The sequence below is a fragment of the Streptomyces sp. 11-1-2 genome (genome assembly GCF_003595545.1).
Lineage (GTDB): Bacteria > Actinomycetota > Actinomycetes > Streptomycetales > Streptomycetaceae > Streptomyces > Streptomyces hygroscopicus_B.
In genome coordinates this window covers 10,400,426-10,417,769 of record NZ_CP022545.1, presented here as the reverse complement: position 1 = coordinate 10,417,769, position 17,344 = coordinate 10,400,426, and the positions used below count along the sequence as shown (strand labels likewise).

The 17,344-nt window shown below is 73.8% G+C and carries 12 protein-coding genes; 5 read left to right on the top strand and 7 right to left on the bottom strand.

From position 1 onward, the window contains the following. Window positions 1–195 precede the first annotated feature (195 nt). Genes CGL27_RS44610 through CGL27_RS44600 form a run of 3 tightly spaced genes read left to right on the top strand, consistent with a single transcriptional unit; the run spans window position 196 to window position 2,554 of the window. Window positions 196–975, top strand: a complete 780-nt coding sequence (locus tag CGL27_RS44610; RefSeq protein WP_119993327.1) for a 5-oxoprolinase subunit PxpA — start codon at window positions 196–198, stop codon at window positions 973–975. Then, complete coding sequence (locus tag CGL27_RS44605; protein ID WP_078645832.1) at window positions 972–1,640, top strand: allophanate hydrolase subunit 1; 669 nt, start codon at window positions 972–974, stop codon at window positions 1,638–1,640. Before CGL27_RS44610 ends, CGL27_RS44605 begins: the two co-directional genes overlap by 4 nt. Continuing rightward, window positions 1,637–2,554, top strand: coding sequence for a biotin-dependent carboxyltransferase family protein (locus CGL27_RS44600; protein ID WP_119993325.1), 918 nt, complete (start codon window positions 1,637–1,639; stop codon window positions 2,552–2,554). Before CGL27_RS44605 ends, CGL27_RS44600 begins: the two co-directional genes overlap by 4 nt. A gap of 170 nt (window positions 2,555–2,724) precedes the next feature. On the opposite strand, the gene CGL27_RS44595 is transcribed toward CGL27_RS44600, so the two are convergent. The 6 genes from CGL27_RS44595 to CGL27_RS44570 all read right to left on the bottom strand — a co-directional run bounded on the left by CGL27_RS44595 (window position 2,725) and on the right by CGL27_RS44570 (window position 12,345). Next, complete coding sequence (locus tag CGL27_RS44595; RefSeq protein ID WP_078645830.1) at window positions 2,725–2,991, bottom strand: WhiB family transcriptional regulator; 267 nt, start codon at window positions 2,989–2,991, stop codon at window positions 2,725–2,727. Window positions 2,992–3,276: 285 nt separating this feature from the next. After that, the gene (locus CGL27_RS44590) at window positions 3,277–6,888 is read right to left on the bottom strand and encodes a hydantoinase B/oxoprolinase family protein (RefSeq protein ID WP_119993323.1); all 3,612 of its coding nucleotides are present in this window, start codon (window positions 6,886–6,888) and stop codon (window positions 3,277–3,279) included. Further along, on the bottom strand, window positions 6,885–8,108 hold the full coding sequence (locus CGL27_RS44585) for an SGNH/GDSL hydrolase family protein (protein ID WP_119993321.1): 1,224 nt from the start codon (window positions 8,106–8,108) through the stop codon (window positions 6,885–6,887). The genes CGL27_RS44590 and CGL27_RS44585 overlap by 4 nt, the downstream gene beginning before the upstream one ends. Further along, the gene (locus CGL27_RS44580) at window positions 8,105–9,334 is read right to left on the bottom strand and encodes a glycosyltransferase (protein ID WP_119993320.1); all 1,230 of its coding nucleotides are present in this window, start codon (window positions 9,332–9,334) and stop codon (window positions 8,105–8,107) included. The genes CGL27_RS44585 and CGL27_RS44580 overlap by 4 nt, the downstream gene beginning before the upstream one ends. A 103-nt stretch (window positions 9,335–9,437) precedes the next feature. Continuing rightward, complete coding sequence (locus CGL27_RS44575; RefSeq protein WP_119993318.1) at window positions 9,438–10,604, bottom strand: glycosyltransferase family 1 protein; 1,167 nt, start codon at window positions 10,602–10,604, stop codon at window positions 9,438–9,440. A gap of 316 nt (window positions 10,605–10,920) precedes the next feature. After that, entirely contained in the window at window positions 10,921–12,345 is a 1,425-nt protein-coding gene (locus tag CGL27_RS44570; RefSeq protein WP_119993316.1) for a HEAT repeat domain-containing protein, read from the bottom strand. Window positions 12,346–12,659: 314 nt separating this feature from the next. Here CGL27_RS44570 and CGL27_RS44565 point away from each other — a divergent pair, with 314 nt between their 5' ends. Then, window positions 12,660–14,195 (top strand): SpoIIE family protein phosphatase, encoded by a 1,536-nt coding sequence (locus CGL27_RS44565; protein WP_119993315.1) that lies wholly within the window; start codon window positions 12,660–12,662, stop codon window positions 14,193–14,195. 188 nt (window positions 14,196–14,383) lie between these two features. Here CGL27_RS44565 and CGL27_RS44560 read toward each other — a convergent pair whose 3' ends face one another. After that, window positions 14,384–15,892: a hypothetical protein gene (locus CGL27_RS44560; RefSeq protein WP_119993313.1), complete on the bottom strand. Its 1,509-nt coding sequence runs from the start codon at window positions 15,890–15,892 to the stop codon at window positions 14,384–14,386. Window positions 15,893–16,138: 246 nt separating this feature from the next. On the opposite strand from CGL27_RS44560, the gene CGL27_RS44555 reads away from it, so the two are divergent. After that, window positions 16,139–17,242, top strand: coding sequence for an aminoglycoside phosphotransferase family protein (locus CGL27_RS44555; protein WP_119993311.1), 1,104 nt, complete (start codon window positions 16,139–16,141; stop codon window positions 17,240–17,242). Window positions 17,243–17,344 lie beyond the last annotated feature (102 nt).

Genomic DNA, 17,344 nt, shown 5'->3' with positions numbered 1-17,344 from the left:
ACCGGCGGTTTACGCCTTTTGTCCCGTTCGCCACATCAGCCCCTGTTCGATGTCTCGTTCGTCCCGTATAGCGAGAAGTCAAGCCCAGAAACCGTCACCGGACAACAACCATCTTGTCGGATCGTTCAACGATCGCTTACCTTGTGGTGCCATCCACAGCCCCTCACGTATCCCCCACGCCCCGAACGGACGGATATGACCGCATCCTTGGCGAACCTGTCCATCGATCTCAACGCCGACCTCGGCGAGGGGTTCGGCCGCTGGGAGCTCACCGACGACGAGGCCCTGCTGTCCATCGTCACCAGCGCCAATGTCGCTTGTGGCTTCCACGCCGGGGACCCCTCGACCATGCGCCGGGTGTGCGAGCTGGCCGCCGAGCACGGGGTGCGCATCGGGGCCCAGGTCTCCTACCGTGACCTGGCCGGCTTCGGTCGGCGCAGCATGGACGTCCCGCCGCGGGAGCTGACCGACGAGATCGCCTATCAGATCGGCGCGCTGGAGATCTTCGCCCGCGCCGCCGGGGCGCGGGTGCACTACGTCAAGCCGCATGGCGCGCTCTACAACCGCAGCGTGCACGACGAGGCGCAGGCCGCCGCCGTGGTCGAGGGCGTCCGGCTGGCCGCGGGTGGTCCGCTGCCGGTGCTGGGGCTGCCCGGGTCCCGGCTGCACGAGGCGGCCCGAGCGGCCGGGCTGCCGGTGATCGCAGAGGCCTTCGCCGACCGCGCCTACACCGCCGCCGGGACCCTCGTCCCGCGCGGCGAGCCCGGCGCCGTGGTCTCCGACCCGGACACGGTGGTCAAGCGCGCCCTCGGCTTCGCCCGGGACCGCGCGGTGACCTCGATCGACGGACAGCGCATCGAGGTCGACGTGCGCTCGCTGTGCGTCCACGGCGACACCCCCGGCGCCGCCGACCTGGCCCGCCGGGTGCGGGGCGAGCTGACGGCCGCCGGAGTGCGCGTGGCGGCGTTCGCATGACTCTGCGGTCCCTGCCCGTCGGCGAGCACGGGCTGCTCATCGAGGTCGACAGCGGCGAGGCGGCCGAGGCGCTCCACGCCGAGCTGCTGCGCCGCGCCGCCGCGCGGGAGCTGCCCGCCGTACGCGAGATCGTGCCCGCCGCCCGCACCGTGTTCCTCGACGGGCTCGCCGACCCCGGGCGGCTCGCCACCGAGCTGCCCGGCTGGCGGATACCGCCGCTGGACCGCGGCGACAGCGACATCGTCGAGGTGTCCGTGCGCTACGACGGGCCCGATCTGGCCGAGGTCGCGAAGCGGTGGGGGGTGACGCCCGAGGAAGCCGTAAGGATCCACTCCGGCACCGAGTTCCGGGTGGCCTTCTGCGGCTTCGCGCCCGGCTTCGGCTATCTGACGGGGCTGCCCGAGCGGTTCCATGTGCCGCGCCACGCGACGCCCAGGACCCGGGTACCGGTCGGCTCGGTGGCCCTCGCGGGCGGGTACACGGGCGTCTATCCGCACTCGTCCCCCGGCGGCTGGCAGCTCATCGGCACCACGGACGCCGTGCTGTGGGACACCGCACGGAACCCGGCGGCCCTCTTCACCCCCGGCACCCGCGTCCGCTTCATCCCGGCACGGGGTGCGGCGGGCCCGGCACCGGGCCCCGCTCCGGGAGGGACTGCGCCATGACCGACAGCGCCTTCGTCGTCGTACGCCCGGGAGCCCTGACCACGGTCCAGGACCTGGGCCGCGTCGGCCATGCCCATCTCGGGGTGCCCCGCTCGGGTGCGCTCGACCAGCCCGCCCACCGGCTCGCCAACCGCCTGGTGGGCAACGCCGAAGGGGCCGCCACCCTGGAGACCACGCTGGCCGGCTGTGCGGTGCGGCTGCGCCGCCCGGCGACGGTCGCGGTCACCGGCGCGCCCTGCCCGGTCACGGTCGACGGCCGCCCCGCGGCGTGGGGAGCGGCCGTACGGGTGGCCGCGGGCGCGCTCCTGGAGGCCGGGGCCGCCGCCCACGGGGTGCGCAGCTATGTGGCGTTCGACGGTGGTGTCGAGGCCGAGCCGGTGCTCGGCAGCCGGGCCACGGATGTGCTCTCCGGGCTGGGCCCGGCCCCGCTCGCGGACGGCGCGGTGCTGCGGCTCGGGCCGCCGGGCAGGCCCGCGCCCGGTGTGGACGGGGTACCGCATCGGGGCGTCGCACCGGAGCTGGTGCTTCCCGTGGTGCTCGGCCCGCGCGACGACTGGTTCACCCCGGCGGGGCTGCGCACCCTCATCACCGGGGACTTCCGGGTCTCGGCCGCGAGCAACCGGATCGGCCTGCGGACCGAGGGCCCCTCGCTGGAACGGGCGAAGGACGGTGAGCTGGCCAGTGAGGGGATGGCGCTCGGCGCGCTCCAAGTCCCGCCGGACGGACGGCCGGTGCTCTTCCTCGCCGACCATCCGACGACCGGCGGCTACCCGGTCGTGGGCGTCGTGCCGGAGCCGTATCTGGCCGCCGCCGCGCAGGCCGTCCCCGGCACCCCGGTGCGGTTCACCCCGCTGGGCCGGGCCTCCTGGGGGCCGCCTGCGCGGCGCAACGTCGCGGGCGGGCTCAGCTATTGACAGGCCCTTGCGCCAGGAGGTGTCCGACGACGGATCCTGACGCCTGCGGCAGGCTGCTCCCCTTCCCTCAACTGGGGCTCCGCCCCGGGTCCCGGGGCGGAGCCTCCGCGTGGTCCGCCGGACACCCCGTAACCGGCCCTGGCCCGGATAGGACCCAGCCCCGGCAACCCCTAGCGGGCCCGCCGTGCGCCGACCCGCTCCCTGCGCTGCACCTTGCGGCGCAGGGCGCGGCGCTCCTCCTCACCGACTCCGCCCCAGACCCCGTGGGTCATCCCGGTCTCCAGCGCGTACTCCAGGCACTCCTGGATCACCGGACAGCGGTGGCAGACCTCCTTGGCCCGCGCCTCCTGCTGCTGGGCGGCCGGGCCCGCCACCCCCACCGGGAAGAACAGCTCCGGGTCCTCGTGCGTGCATTCGGCCTTCTGCCACCAGGCCATGGCTGCCCCTTCCGTGAACGACGGTGCTGTAAACGCCCGCCGTCGGGCACACACGCATGGTTCGCGAGCGGGCGCCGCCCGGGAATCATGCGGGCGCGTCCTGGCGGGCTTCGATAAGGGTCGGGTTTCCGATCGTGGCGGCGGCAAACGGATCCGAATGCGCCATGGCTCACACCGGGCTTCCTCGGTGAGCCCCGGGGCCGCCTCGGCCCGTCCCCGGGGGCGTCAGCCCCGCCACGCGACGGTGAGCGGTCATGCGTCCAATCCGGCACCGGCCACCGGCAATCAGTCCCCGGCCCCCTCCGCCGGGCCGTAACCGCCGCCGCCCGGCGTGTGGACGACCAGGATGTCCCCCACCCCGACGTCCGCCGTGTCGCGGCCCTCCAGGCGGTCCACCGAACCGTCGGCGCGCTCGATCAGGTTCGCGCCCAGCGCACCCGGTTCGCCACCCGCCATGCCGTACGGGGGCACCCGCCGGTGGCCGGTGAGCAGGGCGACGGTCATCGGTTCCAGGAAGCGGATGCGGCGGGTGACGCCGTGGCCGCCGCGCCAGTGGCCGCGGCCGCCGCTGTCCCGGCGGATCGCGAAGCTCTCCACCCGCACCGGATAGCGCCACTCCAGCACCTCGGGGTCGGTCAGCCGGGAGTTGGTCATATGGGTCTGTACGGCGTCCGCGCCGTCGAAACCGTCTCCCGCGCCGGAACCGCTGGCGACCGTCTCGTAATACTGGACGCGGTCATTGCCGAAGGTGACGTTGTTCATCGTGCCCGAGCCCTCGGCCTGGACGCCCAGGGCGGCGTACAGGGCGCCCGTGACGGCCTGGGAGGTCTCGACGTTCCCGGCGACCGTGGCGGCCGGGAAGACGGGCGCCAGCATCGAGCCCTCGGGGATGCGGACCTCGAGGGGCTTCAGGCAGCCGCTGTTGAGCGGGATGTCCTCGGCGACCAGCGTCCGGAAGACATAGAGCACGGCCGCCATCACCACCGAGCTGGGCGCGTTGTCGTTGCCCGGCCGCTGGGGCGAGGTGCCGGTGAAGTCCAGGAGGGCGCCGCGCGCCGCGCGGTCCACCGTAAGGGTGACATGGATGACCGCCCCGCTGTCGGTCTCGTAGCGGTACGAGCCGTCGCTGAGGCCGGTCACGATGCGGCGCACGGACTCCTCGGCGTTGTCCTGGACGTGCCCCATATAGGCGTGCACGACATCGAGGCCGAACTGCCCGATCATCCGGCGCAGTTCCTGGATGCCCTTCTCGTTGGCGGCGATCTGGGCACGCAGATCGGCGAGGTTGGCGTCCGGGGCGCGGGACGGGTACGGACCGCAGGTCAGCAGTTCACGGGTCTCCGGCTCGCGCAGCGCCCCGTCCCGTACCAGCGGCCAGTTGTCGAAGAGGACGCCCTCCTCCTGGATGGTGCGGCTGAAGGCGGGCATGGAGCCGGGGGTGATCCCGCCGATCTCGGCGTGGTGGCCGCGCGAGGCGACAAGGAAGAGCAGTTCGTCTCCCGCCTCGTCGAAGACCGGGCTGACCACGGTGACATCGGGCAGGTGGGTGCCTCCGTGGTACGGGTCGTTGATCGCGTACACATCACCGGGCCGCATCGTGTCCCCGTTGCGCCGCAGCACCTCCTTGATGGACTCGCCCATGGAGCCCAAGTGCACCGGGATGTGCGGGGCGTTGGCGATGAGATTGCCCTCGGCGTCGAAGAGGGCACAGGAGAAGTCGAGCCGCTCCTTGATGTTGACGGAGTGGGCGGTGTGCTCCAGGCGCACGCCCATCTGTTCGGCGATGGCCATGAAGAGGCTGTTGAAGACCTCCAGCATCACGGGGTCCGCCTCGGTGCCGACCGCGGTGGTGCTCGGCCGCGGCCGGACCCGGGTGAGCAGCAGATGGCCGCCTTCGCCCGCGGTGGCCTGCCACCCGGGGTCGACCACGGTGGTGGCGTCCTCCTCGGCGATGATCGCGGGCCCGGTGACCCGGTCCGGTGGGCGCATACGGTCGCGTTCATACAGTGCCGTCCGCTGCCATCGCCCTTCCGCGAACATCCTTACGGTCGTCACGGGCGCCAGTTCGCCCTTTCTGGGCGGCCGTTCCACGGCATGGCCGCCGGTGGGCCCGGAGGCGCCGACCGCCTCGACCGACACCGCCTCCACGACCAGCGGCTTGTCCATGGTGAAGGCGTAGCGCGCGCGGTGTGCCCGGACGAAGTCCTCGGTCATCGCGGGGACGGAGCCCAGCGGGACGGGGATGCTGGAGTCCGTGCCCGCGTACCGCAGATGGCCGCGGGCGACGGTGTCCAGGGTGTCCTCCGGGACACCGTCCGCGAGCAGTTCGTCCCGGGTCTGGCCGGCCAGCCGTGCGCACAGCTCGCGCACGCGCGCCAGCGTCTCCTCGCCCAGCTCCGCCTCGACGGCCTGCTCGCGCATGGCGGTGGCGTCGGCCACCCCGATGCCGTACGCGGAGAGCACCCCCGCGAGCGGCGGCACGATCACCGTGCCGATGCCGAGCGCGTCGGCGACCGCGCAGGCGTGCTGGCCGCCCGCGCCGCCGAAGCTGGTGAGCGCGTAACGGGTGACGTCACGGCCGCGCTGCACGGAGGTCTTCTTGACCGCGTTGGCCATATTGAGCACCGCGATGTCCAGGAAGCCCGCCGCGGCCTCCTCCGGTCCGCGCCGGTCGCCGGTCGCCTCCGCGATCTCCTCGGCGAGCGCCGCGAAGCGCTCCCGGACCGTCGCCGCGTCCAGCGGCTGGTCGGCGTGCGGGCCGAAGACCGCCGGGAAGTGGTCCGGCTGGATCCGGCCGAGCATCACATTCGCGTCGGTCACGGTCAGCGGGCCGCCGCGCCGGTAGCAGGCGGGGCCGGGGAGGGCGCCTGCCGAGTCCGGCCCCACGCGGTAGCGCCGGCCGTCGAAGTGGAGCACCGAACCGCCGCCCGCCGCCACGGTGTGGATGTTCATCATCGGGGCGCGCATCCGCACCCCTGCGACCTCGGTGCCGAAGACGCGCTCGAACTCGCCCGCGTAGTGCGAGACATCGGTCGAGGTGCCGCCCATGTCGAAGCCGATGACGCGGTCGTGTCCGGCCTCGCTGGAGGAGCGCGCCATGCCCACCACACCGCCCGCCGGTCCGGACAGCACCGCGTCCTTGCCCCGGAAGTGCGCGGCCTCCCGGAGCCCTCCGTTGGACTGCATGAACATCAGCCGGATACCGCGCAGTTCGGCGGCCACGTCCTCCACATAGCGGCGCAGGATGGGCGAGAGATACGCGTCGACCACGGTGGTGTCGCCGCGTGACACCAGTTTCATCAGCGGGCTGACCTCGTGGGAGCAGCTCACCTGCGGGAAGCCGAGGTCGCGCGCCACCGCGGCAATGGCCTGTTCGTGGGCGGCGTGCCGATAGCCGTGCAGCAGGACGACGGCCGCGCTGCGGAAGCCGTCGCGGTGGGCGGTGCGCAGCGCCTCGGCGGCGGCGTCGAGGTCCAGGGGGCGGACGATCTCGCCGTGGGCGTCCACCCGCTCGGGGATCTCCACCACGCGGTCGTACAGCGCCTCGGGGAGCAGGATCCGGCGGTCGAAGAGGCGGGGCCGGTTCTGGTACGCGATGCGCAGCGCGTCCCGGAAGCCTTCGGTGACGACGAGGACGGTCGGCTCGCCCTTGCGCTCCAGCAGGGCGTTGGTGGCGACCGTGGTGCCCATCTTGACGACGTCGATCCGGTCGGCCGGGACCGGTTCACCGGGGCCGAGCCCCAGCGTCTGCCGGATCCCGGCGACGGCGGCGTCGGTATAGCGCTCGGGGTGGTGGGAGAGCAGCTTGCGGGTGACCAGGCGGCCGTCCGGACGCTTGCCGACGACGTCCGTGAAGGTTCCGCCCCGGTCGATCCAGAATTCCCAGCGACCCGTCACCCCGCCATTGTCGCAGCGGGCGGCGGTGTGTCGGCGATGAACGGATCGGCGGGCGGGTGAGCCGGCGGGGCGGCGGGCGCGGGTGCGGACCGCTGGGCGAGCGGGTCGGCGGACGAGGGCGTGGGCCGCTCGGTGAGGGAGCCGGCGGGCGGGTGAGGGAGCAGGGCGGGGGCCGGGCCGCTGGTCACCGCGGTGAGCGCGGCGAGAGTCGCCCGCCGGTCCCGCTCCTCCAGCAGCTGCGCGGTGCCCCGGAGGCGGTGCCTCCACTCCAGGGCCGCCAGCGCGACCAGGCCGGGCAGGAGGTCGGTGCAGCGGTCCGCGATCCAGCGGGTGCCGCGGGTCGCCATCCACCACGCGGAGGCGGCGCGCGAGGGCGCGATACCGTCGAGCTCCAGGGACGGCGGAGCGCCGGTCGCGATGGACCGGGCACGCAGGGCGCTGTGGAACTCCCTGGCCAGCAGCCGGTGCCCGAGCTCGCTGGGATGCAGCCGGTCCACGCTCCACGCCCGCCGCTCGGCGACCCAGCTGTGGTAGCCGAGCTCCACATGGACCGCCTCGTACCGCTGGGACAGCGCGTGCACCACGGTGTTCACCGCGCGCATCCGGCGTCCCAGGGGGCGCGCGAGCGCGGAGGGCAGCCCCAGCATCCACCCGGGGTCGGGCAGGCAGGCGGTGAGCACCACGGCGCCGTCGGCGCGCAGCGCGCCGATCGTACGGTCGAGGGCCTCGGCGACCCGGTGGATGTCGAACGAGTCGCGCAGCGTGTCGTTCCCGCCGACCACGACCGAGGCCAGATGCGGGCGGGCGCGGCGGGCTTCGGCCAGTTGCTCACCGGCGACATCGGCGGCCAGCGCCCCGCTGCGGGACACATTGACGAACTCCACGGGCTCATCGGGATGCGGCCCGGTGGCGGCCGCCAGAAGTGCGGCCCAGCCACGCCATCCGCCGCCGGGCGCCGGGTCGCCGAGCCCCTCGGTGAGCGAGTCGCCGAGGGCGGCGAACCGCAGCCTGCGCGGCTCCGCGCCGTCGCCCGGGCCCGGCGCCGGGCCGGGCGTCCGCCCGGCCGCCGGGCGCGGGGCAGTGGTGGAACCCTGCCCCGCACCCTCCGTCTCCGTCTTCGTAAGGACGGCCTCCGTAAGGACGGCCTCCGTAAGGGCGTTCTCCGTACGAGACGGTTCCGTACCAGCGCGGTCCCCCGTGTGAGCGCCGGCTGCGCTCACCGCACACCGCCGACTGCCCGGTGCTCGGAGACCGCCGTGGCGGCCGGAAGCGCTGCGGCCGGGACCCGGCCGCCGTCGGCGCAACGGACGCCCTCGGTGCACGCGTCATGGGCGGTCAGGAAGGAGGCGACCGCGGCGGGCCAGCCGTAGCGCTCGGCGCGTGCCCGGGCCGCCGCCCGGCGGAGGGGCTCCGAGCGGGCCAGAACGCGCTCCACGGCGTCCGCGAAGGCCGTTCCGTTGTCCGCGGCGGTCTCGCCCGCGGCGCCGACGATGTCGGGCAGCGCGGAGAGCGCGCTGACGACGACGGGCGAACCGCACGCCAGCGCCTCCAGCGCCGCGAGGCCGAAGGTCTCCGCCGGGCCCGGCGCCAGCACGACATCGGCACTGGCCTGGATGGCGGCGAGCCCCGCCCGCTCCGCCACATGGCCGAGGAAGACGGCCGGAAGCCCCTCGGCGTGGGCGCGGGCCTCCAGGCGCGGCCGCAGCGGCCCGTCCCCGGCGACCACGAGCGCCGCGGAGACGCCCCGCCGCCGCAGCTCGGCGAGCGCGTCGAGCGCCCGGCCCGGCCGCTTCTCGGGCGAGAGCCGCGAGCACATGGCGAGGAGAACGGCCGCCTCGCCGCGGTGGTGGTCCCGCAGCGCGGCGTCGTAGTGGGAGGGGTGGAAGTGGCCGAGATCCACGCCCAGAGGGGCGCGTACGACATTCCGCGCGCCGATCCGCACAAACTCGCGCGCCGCCCACTCGGTGGTGCAGACGATCCGCGAGTACGCCCGCGCGGTACGGAGGTTGAGCCGGTCCGCGGCGCCCTGGGCGAACCCGTCCGGCACACCCCAGGTGCGCAGCACGGCGTCCGCGCTCTCGTGGGAGACCATCACGGCCGGTACGCGGGCGCGCCGCGCCCACTCCCCCGTCCAGCGGAGGGTGGTGCGGTCCGACACCTCGAGCCGGTCCGGTGCCAGGCCGTCGAGCAGCCGGGTCAGCCGCCGCCGGTCGGTCAGGACGCGGTAGCCGCCGGTACCGGGGATGGTCGGCCCGGGGAGCGTGATCACCCGCCCCTGCCGGGTCCGCTCGTCCGAGACCCGCTCGCCCGGCACCACCAGGACGGCCTCGTGCCCGGCCGCCTGATAACCGGCCCCGAGCTCGCGCAGCGCGGTGCGGAGGCCGCCGGAGGCGGGGGTGACGAAGTTGGCCAGCCGGACGATGCGCAGGCCCTTGCCGTCGCTCATGCTGCTCTTTCCTCCCACGGCACTCATGCTGTGCGCCTTTCATTCGCTTCTCCGCCCACGCGGCACAGAGGCGCGGGTATCGGCCCCGACTGCCGCCCGGCGGTCATGCCGCGACCGCCGTACGGGCCGCCAGGACCTCGGTGTAGTGGTCGATCAGCTGGTCGCCGATCGCCGCCCAGGTGCGGCCCTCGACCGCCTCCCGGCCGGCGTGCCCCAGAGCCGCGCGCAGCTTCGCGTCGGCCGAGAGCAGCGATACGGCGTCGGTCACCTCGGTCGCGTCCCCGGGCGGCACCAGCAGCCCCGTACGCCCGTGGTCGATTAGGTCGAGCGGGCCGCCCGCCGCGGGCGCGACCACCGGGACGCCGCTGGCCTGGGCCTCCTGCACGGTCTGGCAGAAGGTCTCCTGGGGCCCCGTGTGGGCGAAGACGTCCAGGGAGGCGAAGACGCGGGCCAGGTCGTTGCCGGTGCGGCGGCCGAGGAAGCGGGCCGTCGGCATGGCCGCCCGCAGCGCGGGCTCGCTCGGCCCGTCCCCGACCACGACCACCTGGACGCCGGGAAGCCGGCTCAGCGGCGCGAGCAGCTCGACGTTCTTCTCCGGGGCGAGGCGGCCGATGTATCCGACGATCAGCTCACCGCCGGGGGCGAGGGAGCGGCGCAGCTCCGGGTCGCGGCGCGAGGGGTGGAAGCGCTCGGTGTCGACCCCGCGCGGCCACAGCCGGATCCGCGGCACGCCGTGCTCCTCGAGGTCGCGGGCGGAGGCGGTGGAAGGAGCCAGGGTGCGGTCGGCGGCGGTGTGCACGGCGCGGATGCGCCGCCAGGCCGCGTTCTCGCCCGCGCCGAGGTAGGTGCGGGCGTAGGAGCCGAGGTCGGTCTGGTAAACGGCCAGCGCCGGTATCCGCAGCCGGAGCGCGGCCGTCATCCCGCGCGCGCCCAGCACGAAGGGGCTGGCGAGGTGGACGACGTCGCTGTGGTGGGAGGTGATGGCGGCGGCGAGCTTACGGCTGGGCAGCGCGACCCGGACCTGCGGATAGCCGGGCAGGGGCAGGGAGGGGATACGGATGACGGGGTACGGATGCGACCGGTCGAGCTCCCCTTGGCTCTCGGGTGGCCCGCCGGCCGCGGCGGGCGGTGCGCCTCCGGGGGGACCCGCCGGTGCGATGACCAAGGGGTGATGACCACGGCGGTGGAGATGGTCGGCCGTCTGCAGCGTGCAGTGAGCGACGCCGTTGATGTCGGGTGGGAAGGATTCAGTCACGATGGCGACACGCATACCGGTGTTGTCGGCGTACGAAGGGTGGCTGCGGCATCGTGCACGTTTCGCGCCGTAGAACGTCCCGTGAGCGTTGGCCTTCGCGCTCCCCGGGCCCTCCTCAGCACCCCGGCGAGATCACATCAAACCCGCATGAACCCGCCTCAATGACCGACCGGTCACCCGGCGTGAAACTGTCGCCTGGGTGAACATCCTGTTCGGGTGGCGCGGAGGTACGGAGGGTGACGATCCCTTCACCCTGCCGGGGAAGACGCGCCTGCCGCCTCCGAGGTTGCGCGCCCCGGCGCGAGATCGCGCTCCGGGGCGGCCGGCGGGATCAGAAGTCCGGGGTTTCGGGCCCGATGCGGCTGCGGACCGCCGTCTGGACCTCGGCCTCCTCCGCCGGGTCGGCGGCCAGCCGGCGGAGTTGTTCGACGACGCGGGTGTCGGCGGTGGCGGCGTGCCGGGCGGCGAGTTCGCGGGTGCTCTCCTCGCAGTCCCAGAGGCATTCGACGGCGAAGCCCGCCGCGAAGGACGGATCGGTGGCGGCCAGCGCGCGGGCGGCGCGGCCACGCAGGTGGGAGGAGGCCGTCTCGCGGTAGACATGGCGCAGTACGGGCGCGGCGCAGGAGATCGCCAGGCGTCCGGCGCCGTCGACGAGCGTCCACAGGATCTGGGCGTCCGGGCCCTCGGCCCGGACCGTGCGGCGGAGGGCGGCGAGCACGAGCGGGGTGTCGTACTGACCGCCGCGGCAGGAGAGCATCGCGGCCGCCGCGTCACCGAGGGCGTCGGGGCGGTGGGCCCAGACGCGGGCCCGGTCGAGGGCGGAGATGCTACGCATGCGTTCGAAGGCGGAGAGGGCCGCCTGGGAGACCAGCTCCGAGGCGTCCGGCTCGGCCACGGCCGCCTCGATCAGGTCGAGCACCTCGGGGTCGCCGATCTCCGCGAGATGCCGCAGCGCGGCGGCGCGGGCGGCGTCGGGGGCCGACGCGGCGGCGGCGAGGAGTTCGGGCCGGTCCTCGGGACCGGCCACGGCGGCCAGGCAGCGGGCCGCCGCGTCGGGGCGGCGGGCGTCCGGCTTCAGATCGTGCTCCCGCTGGGCCCACAGCAGGATGTCGTGGACGCTCCATCCGGGGCGCGGTCCCGAGGGCCGCATCTGGCGCTGCCACCGGTCGAAGGCGCCCTGCTCCGCCGCCGCGCGCACCCGCGGCCCGTGGTGCGGATCGCCGGCCCACAGCCGCCAGGGCCGGGGTTCGTAGGCGCCGCGTACGACGGTGGCCAGCTCGGCGTCGCCCTCGGAGGTCTCGGGGAAGCGGGCCAGGACCGCGGGGGCCAGGCCGCGCAGCCCGGAGTCGTCGTCGCGCAGGGCCAGCTCGTCCAGGGCCCATTGCCAGTTGCTGCCCGCCGCGGTGTAGCGTCGCAGCAGCCGCAGGGCGTCGGCCCTGCCGTAGGCGGCGAGGTGGCCGAGGACGGAGAGGGCGAGCCCGGTGCGCGCCTCGTCGTCGTTGACCAGGTCGTCGGGATGGAACAGATGCTGTTCGATTTCGTCGAGCTCGGCGTCGAGGTCCAGGCAGAGCCTGGCGTAATAGAGCGAGCGGTTCTCGACCTGCCAGTCACGGCGGGGGTCGCGCAGCACACAGTGGTGCAGTGCCGCGAGCGCCTCGGCCCGCGGCGCGGCGAGGGCATGCAGGGTCCCGTCGCCGCGGCCTCGCTGAAGGAGGCCGAGCAGGGTGCCGCTGGGCGCTATGTCTGGATCGAACATGAGGTCAGCATCCGGTGCGGGAGGTTCGCTGGCAACGGGATTTCCGTCGATCGGCATTCTTGCCGATGTCCTGGCGCCGTATGCCTGATGAACGGCGTGGGACTGAGGGACTCCCAAGCGCCGCAGCCTACCCGGAATCGCGCCCTCCGCCGATTCCCGCCCGATATGCCCCCGGAAGGCCATCGGCATATGCCGCAAGCACCACCGGATCGGGTATTGCCAAACCGCTTACGGGATGTCGCAGCCTGTGCAAGAGTCGTTACCGGTCCCTCCCCTCAAGACCCGGCCGCGCCGCGCCCGTATCGGAGAACGTCATGCCGTCCCCCCGCTCCGCGGACCATCCCGCCGTTCCACCTCCCCAGCGTGACACGGTCGACGCCCTCATCTCGCAGACCCAGCGGCTCCGCGGCGGGCTCGACGCCGTCCGCCGCGACACCGTCGCGGACCTGGGCGGTACGGACGACGCGCAGGTGCGCTGGCAGCGCGCGCTGTGCGAGCTCGCCGTCCACCAGCTGGACGACCTGGACCGGCATCTGGGCGAGCTGCGCGAGGGACTGCTCGCCGATCCCCCCAGAACGGACGAGGGGACCAAAGCCGAAGCCGACGCGACGGGGACGGACGGGGGGACGGAAGCCGACGCGGGGGTGACGGCCGAGGCCCCGGCCGGGAGCGATGCCACCGGCCGCGGTTCGCTGCTGAGCCGGGTCGGCAGCGCCGAGTGGAACCTCCTCTCCGACGAGGTGACCTGGTCCGACGAGCTGTGCCGGATCTTCGGCCGCGACCCCGGGGACGGCGGGCTCACTCTTGACGAGCTGCCCTCCTGGGTCTTCTCCGAGGACCAGCCGATCCTGACCACGATGGTCACGGACTGCCTGGTGGACGGAAAGCCGATCGACGGCGAGTTCCGCGTGGTGCGCGCGGACGAGGTGGTGCGCACCATCCATATGGCGGGCGAGCCGGTGCTCGACACCGACGGCAGCACCGCCTCCATGTGGGCCGTGCTCCGGGACGTGAGCGAGCTGCGCCGCAGCGAACGGGCGGTGCGCGAAAGCCGGGACACCCTCAGCCACCAGCGGCGGATCGCGCGGACCGAGCGCCGGCTGGCGGTGGAGGTGCAGGAGGCCGTGCTGCCGCCATGGCGCGGCTCCCTCCGGCTTCCGGCCGGTGACGGCTTTCCGGGCGCCGGCCCGGCGGCCGACGGCGCCGCCCTCGACCTCGCCGCCCACTACCTCCCCTCCGAGTCCAGCGCCCAGATCGGCGGCGACTGGTACGACGCGCTCGAACTGCCGGACGGACGGACCCTGCTGAGCGTCGGCGGCCTCACCGGCCACGGTGTGACCGCGACCTGCGGTATGGCCATGCTGCTGGGCGCGGTGCGCGGCATGGCGGTGGCCGGGATCGAGCCGGGCCCGCTGATGGGGCGGCTCAACCAGCTGCTCGCCGTCTCCTCCCAGCCCGCGCTGGTCGGCGCCGCCTGCGGGCAGTACGACCCGCGCACCCGCACCCTGGTGTGGGCGCAGGCCGGACACCCCGCCCCGCTGCTCTTCCGCGACGGGACGGGGCGCCCGCTGCGCTCTCCCGACGGCGTGCTGCTCGGCGCCACGACGGGCGCCGCGTATACCCAGTCCGAGGAGCGGCTGGAGCCGGGCGATCTGCTGGTGCTGTACACCGGACGGCTCGCCCGGGACGCCGAGGGCGCCACCGAGCGGCTGCTCGCGCTCGCGCCACGGCTGACCGCCGCCCATGGCGCCCAGGAGTGCGTACGGACCGTGGCCGAGACGTTCGGCGACGAGCCGCGCGGGAACGACGCCTGTGTGCTGATCGCCAGGGTCACCGGTGTCCGCGCATGACGCGGCTTCCCGCATTGGCGCGGTGATCGGCCCTCGTAAGGCGTTGGCTTCCCGTACGGTTGACTTGTTTCTTAATGGTTGACTCGTCGTAAGGCGTTGCCCCCTCGTCAGGCCCCTTATGAGGCGTGGCCCGCTATGAGGCGTGGCCCGTTATGAGGCGTGGCCCGTTATGAGGCGTGGCCCGGCCGCTAGACGGCCGCGCTCGTGGCGATGGAGCCGGACCCTTTCAGCCCCGGGCCGCCCTTCCCCGCGCCACTCTTCGGCATCACCTGCTGGATCTCCTCACGCAGCTCCCGGATGGCCGGTGTCGTGGAGTACCGCCCGGTGAGCCGGTACATCTCGCGCAGCCGGTCCCAGGTGCGATGCGAGGAGTTCTGCTCGATCGTCAGCAGGGCCAGCCGGGCATAGCGGTCGGCCTGCTCGGGATCGTCGCCGATGAAACAGGCCGAGGCGATGGAGATGTGGTCGAAGATCTGGGACCGCTGGCGCCCGCCCTCCCGCATCCGCAGCGCCTTCTTGGCATGGCTCTCGGCGATGCCCGCCGCCCCCGGCTCGTGCTCGGCGAGGGTGCGGTAGACCAGCCCCTGCATCCCGTACAGATCCGCCTCGTTGAACAGCTGCATCCAGCTCGGCGCCGGTCCGTCGTCCCGGGCCGAGACGAACAGCTCCTCCGCCTCGCCCAGGGCGCGGCGCACCGCCTGGCCGTGGCCCTTGGACGCCTGCGCCCATGCCTCGATGGTGCAGAACATGGCCCGGGTGCACGGCAGCGCCGCCTCGCCCGCACCGGTCTTGGCCAGCTTCATCAGATCCAGGGCGTCGTCCGGGCGGCCCAGGTGGACCATCTGCCGGGCGGCCCGGGAGAGCGCCTCGCTCGCCCGTGGCCGGTCGCCGCCCTCGCGGGCCGCGTGGGCGGCGATGACGAAGTACTTCTGGGCGGTGGGCTCCAGGCCGACGTCATGGGACATCCAGCCGGCGAGCACCGCCAGGTTGGCCGCCACCCCCCACAGCCTGCGCTGCAGATGCTCGGGGTGGCGGTAGGCGAGCATGCCGCCCACCTCGTTGAGCTGGCCGACCACGGCCTTGCGCTGGAGCCCGCCGCCGCGGGCGGCGTCCCAGGCGCGGAAGACCTCGACCGAGGTCTCCAGTGCGTCGATCTCCTGGGAGCCCACGGGGGCGGCCTCATAGCGGTCGAAGCCCACGGGGTCGAGGGACAGGGGATTGTCGATACGGGGCGCGTCGGTGGCGAGGGTGGGGTCGGAGAGCAGAAACTCGCTCATGGCACCGGTGATGGCGGATCCTGCGGCGAGCGCGGCGCCCGCACCCACCAAGCCGCGTCGGTTGAACATAAGGTCCATTCCCGTGAATTCGGTGAGGACCGCGGCCGTGGACTCGGGCGGCCAGAGCAGCCCGTCGGCGGACTGCCCCTTTCCCGAGCGCCCCCCTCGTCCGAACCCGAGATCCTCAGTGGTCACGACTCGACCGAGACGCTCGGTGAACAGGGCCGCCAGCACCTTGGGCACGGGATCGCGCGGCGTCTCGCCGGTGTCGATCCAACGCCGCACCCGCGAGGTGTCGGTCGCCAGCTGCGGATGGCCCATGGCCGCCGCCTTCCGGTTCACGAGCCTCGCGAGCTCCCCCTTGGACCATCCGGCGAGGCCGAACAGGTCCGCAAGACGGGTGTTGGGTTCCCTCGTCACGTCAAGCCCCCAGGTTCCTCGGCTGACTTGACAGTAACGGTCCCGTCACGAGCCGTGCGACTATTCGCCAGGGTTCGCCAGGGTCCGCCACATGGTGTGCCACCCGCGCAGGGGTGTGATGTTGGAGTGCGTTACCCGGCCCCGTGGCGGATCGAGCTGAACCGACCGCATTCCCCAGGGTGCGGCCCCGCCTCGGGGCCGGGTGCGTACGCAACTCGTCGGCACACGAAGGGATCTGTATCGCCCATGTACGCAGCGTCGTCCTCCGTGTCCGCCCCGCCCCGGCCGTACCGGCGGCAGCTGCCCGGCTCTGGGCCGTACCTCGATCCCGCCCACGGCGGCCGGGCCCGGCGGACCGCCGCCCCCGGCACTGTGCCGCCTCGCGGGAGACTCGACTTGTCCGGTCCACAGGGTGCGCAGCTGCGCACCGCGATCACCTCGGTCCATCGCATCTGTCCGGAGTTCAACCCGGTGCAGGTGCTGCGGCGCAGCGGACGGTCCGTGCTCCTGATCGGGGCGACCGGGCGCAGCACCGCGGTGGCCAAGTGCCTGCTGGACCACTCCCCCGCGTGGGCCGAGCGGTTCCGCCGGGAAATAGCGATGTACCGCACGTTCGTCCGCCAGCGTCCGCCGGTGCGGGTGCCCCGGCTGATCGCCGCCGACCCGGACAACTGCGCGCTGATCATCGAGCGGATGCCCGGGCGGATCGCGGCCGCGCAGCGCCACCCCACCGAACCTCCGCCGCGCGCCGATCTGGGGGCGGTGCTGGGCGCGATCCGCAGGGTCAACCAGTGGCGGCCGCCCGCCGAAATGTTCGACGCCCCCATCGACTACGCCGCCCGGCTGACCCGCTATCACGAGCTCGGGCTGCTGACCGACCGGGACATGGGCGATCTGCAGAAGCTGTTGCGCGGCGTCTCGCACGCCTGGGGGCGGCAGACCCCGGCGCAGTTCTGCCATGGCGACGCTCTGTTGAACAATGTCCTGCTGTCCCCCGCGGGCCCGGTGCTCCTCGACTGGGACCACGCGGGCTGGTATCTGCCCGGCTATGACCTGGCCACGCTGTGGACGGTGCTGGGCGACGCCCCCGTCACCCGGCGCCAGATCAGCCAGCTGGCGCAGGCCGCGGGTCCGGCCGCGCGGGACTCCTTCCTGGTGAATCTGATGCTGGTGCTGACGCGGGAGATCCGCCAGTACGAGACCGCGGTGCAGCGCACCATGCACGATCCCGCCCCCGTGGTGCCGGGCGCGGTCCCCGCCGGTGAGGAGCAGCGGCTGCTGCTGCGCCGGCTGCATGACGACTGCGCGCTGGCTCGGCGCGCGGTGCGGGCGGCGGTCGGCACCCACTGAGCGGAGGCGGATGGCGGCAGGCGCGCGTCACCGGTCTGGACCGGTGACGCGCCGCAGTCGGGCTGACATGCGAACACGCGTCTGGGTGACGGCGATTGACGT

Coding starts and splice junctions, on each gene's coding strand:
- CGL27_RS44600 (WP_119993325.1), top strand. CDS start 1,637: ATGACCGACAGCGCCTTCGTCGTCGTACGCCCGGGAGCCCTGACCACG.
- CGL27_RS44610 (WP_119993327.1), top strand. CDS start 196: ATGACCGCATCCTTGGCGAACCTGTCCATCGATCTCAACGCCGACCTC.
- CGL27_RS44570 (WP_119993316.1), bottom strand. CDS start 12,345: ATGTTCGATCCAGACATAGCGCCCAGCGGCACCCTGCTCGGCCTCCTT.
- CGL27_RS44565 (WP_119993315.1), top strand. CDS start 12,660: ATGCCGTCCCCCCGCTCCGCGGACCATCCCGCCGTTCCACCTCCCCAG.
- CGL27_RS44595 (WP_078645830.1), bottom strand. CDS start 2,991: ATGGCCTGGTGGCAGAAGGCCGAATGCACGCACGAGGACCCGGAGCTG.
- CGL27_RS44555 (WP_119993311.1), top strand. CDS start 16,139: ATGTACGCAGCGTCGTCCTCCGTGTCCGCCCCGCCCCGGCCGTACCGG.
- CGL27_RS44580 (WP_119993320.1), bottom strand. CDS start 9,334: ATGAGCGACGGCAAGGGCCTGCGCATCGTCCGGCTGGCCAACTTCGTC.
- CGL27_RS44575 (WP_119993318.1), bottom strand. CDS start 10,604: ATGCGTGTCGCCATCGTGACTGAATCCTTCCCACCCGACATCAACGGC.
- CGL27_RS44605 (WP_078645832.1), top strand. CDS start 972: ATGACTCTGCGGTCCCTGCCCGTCGGCGAGCACGGGCTGCTCATCGAG.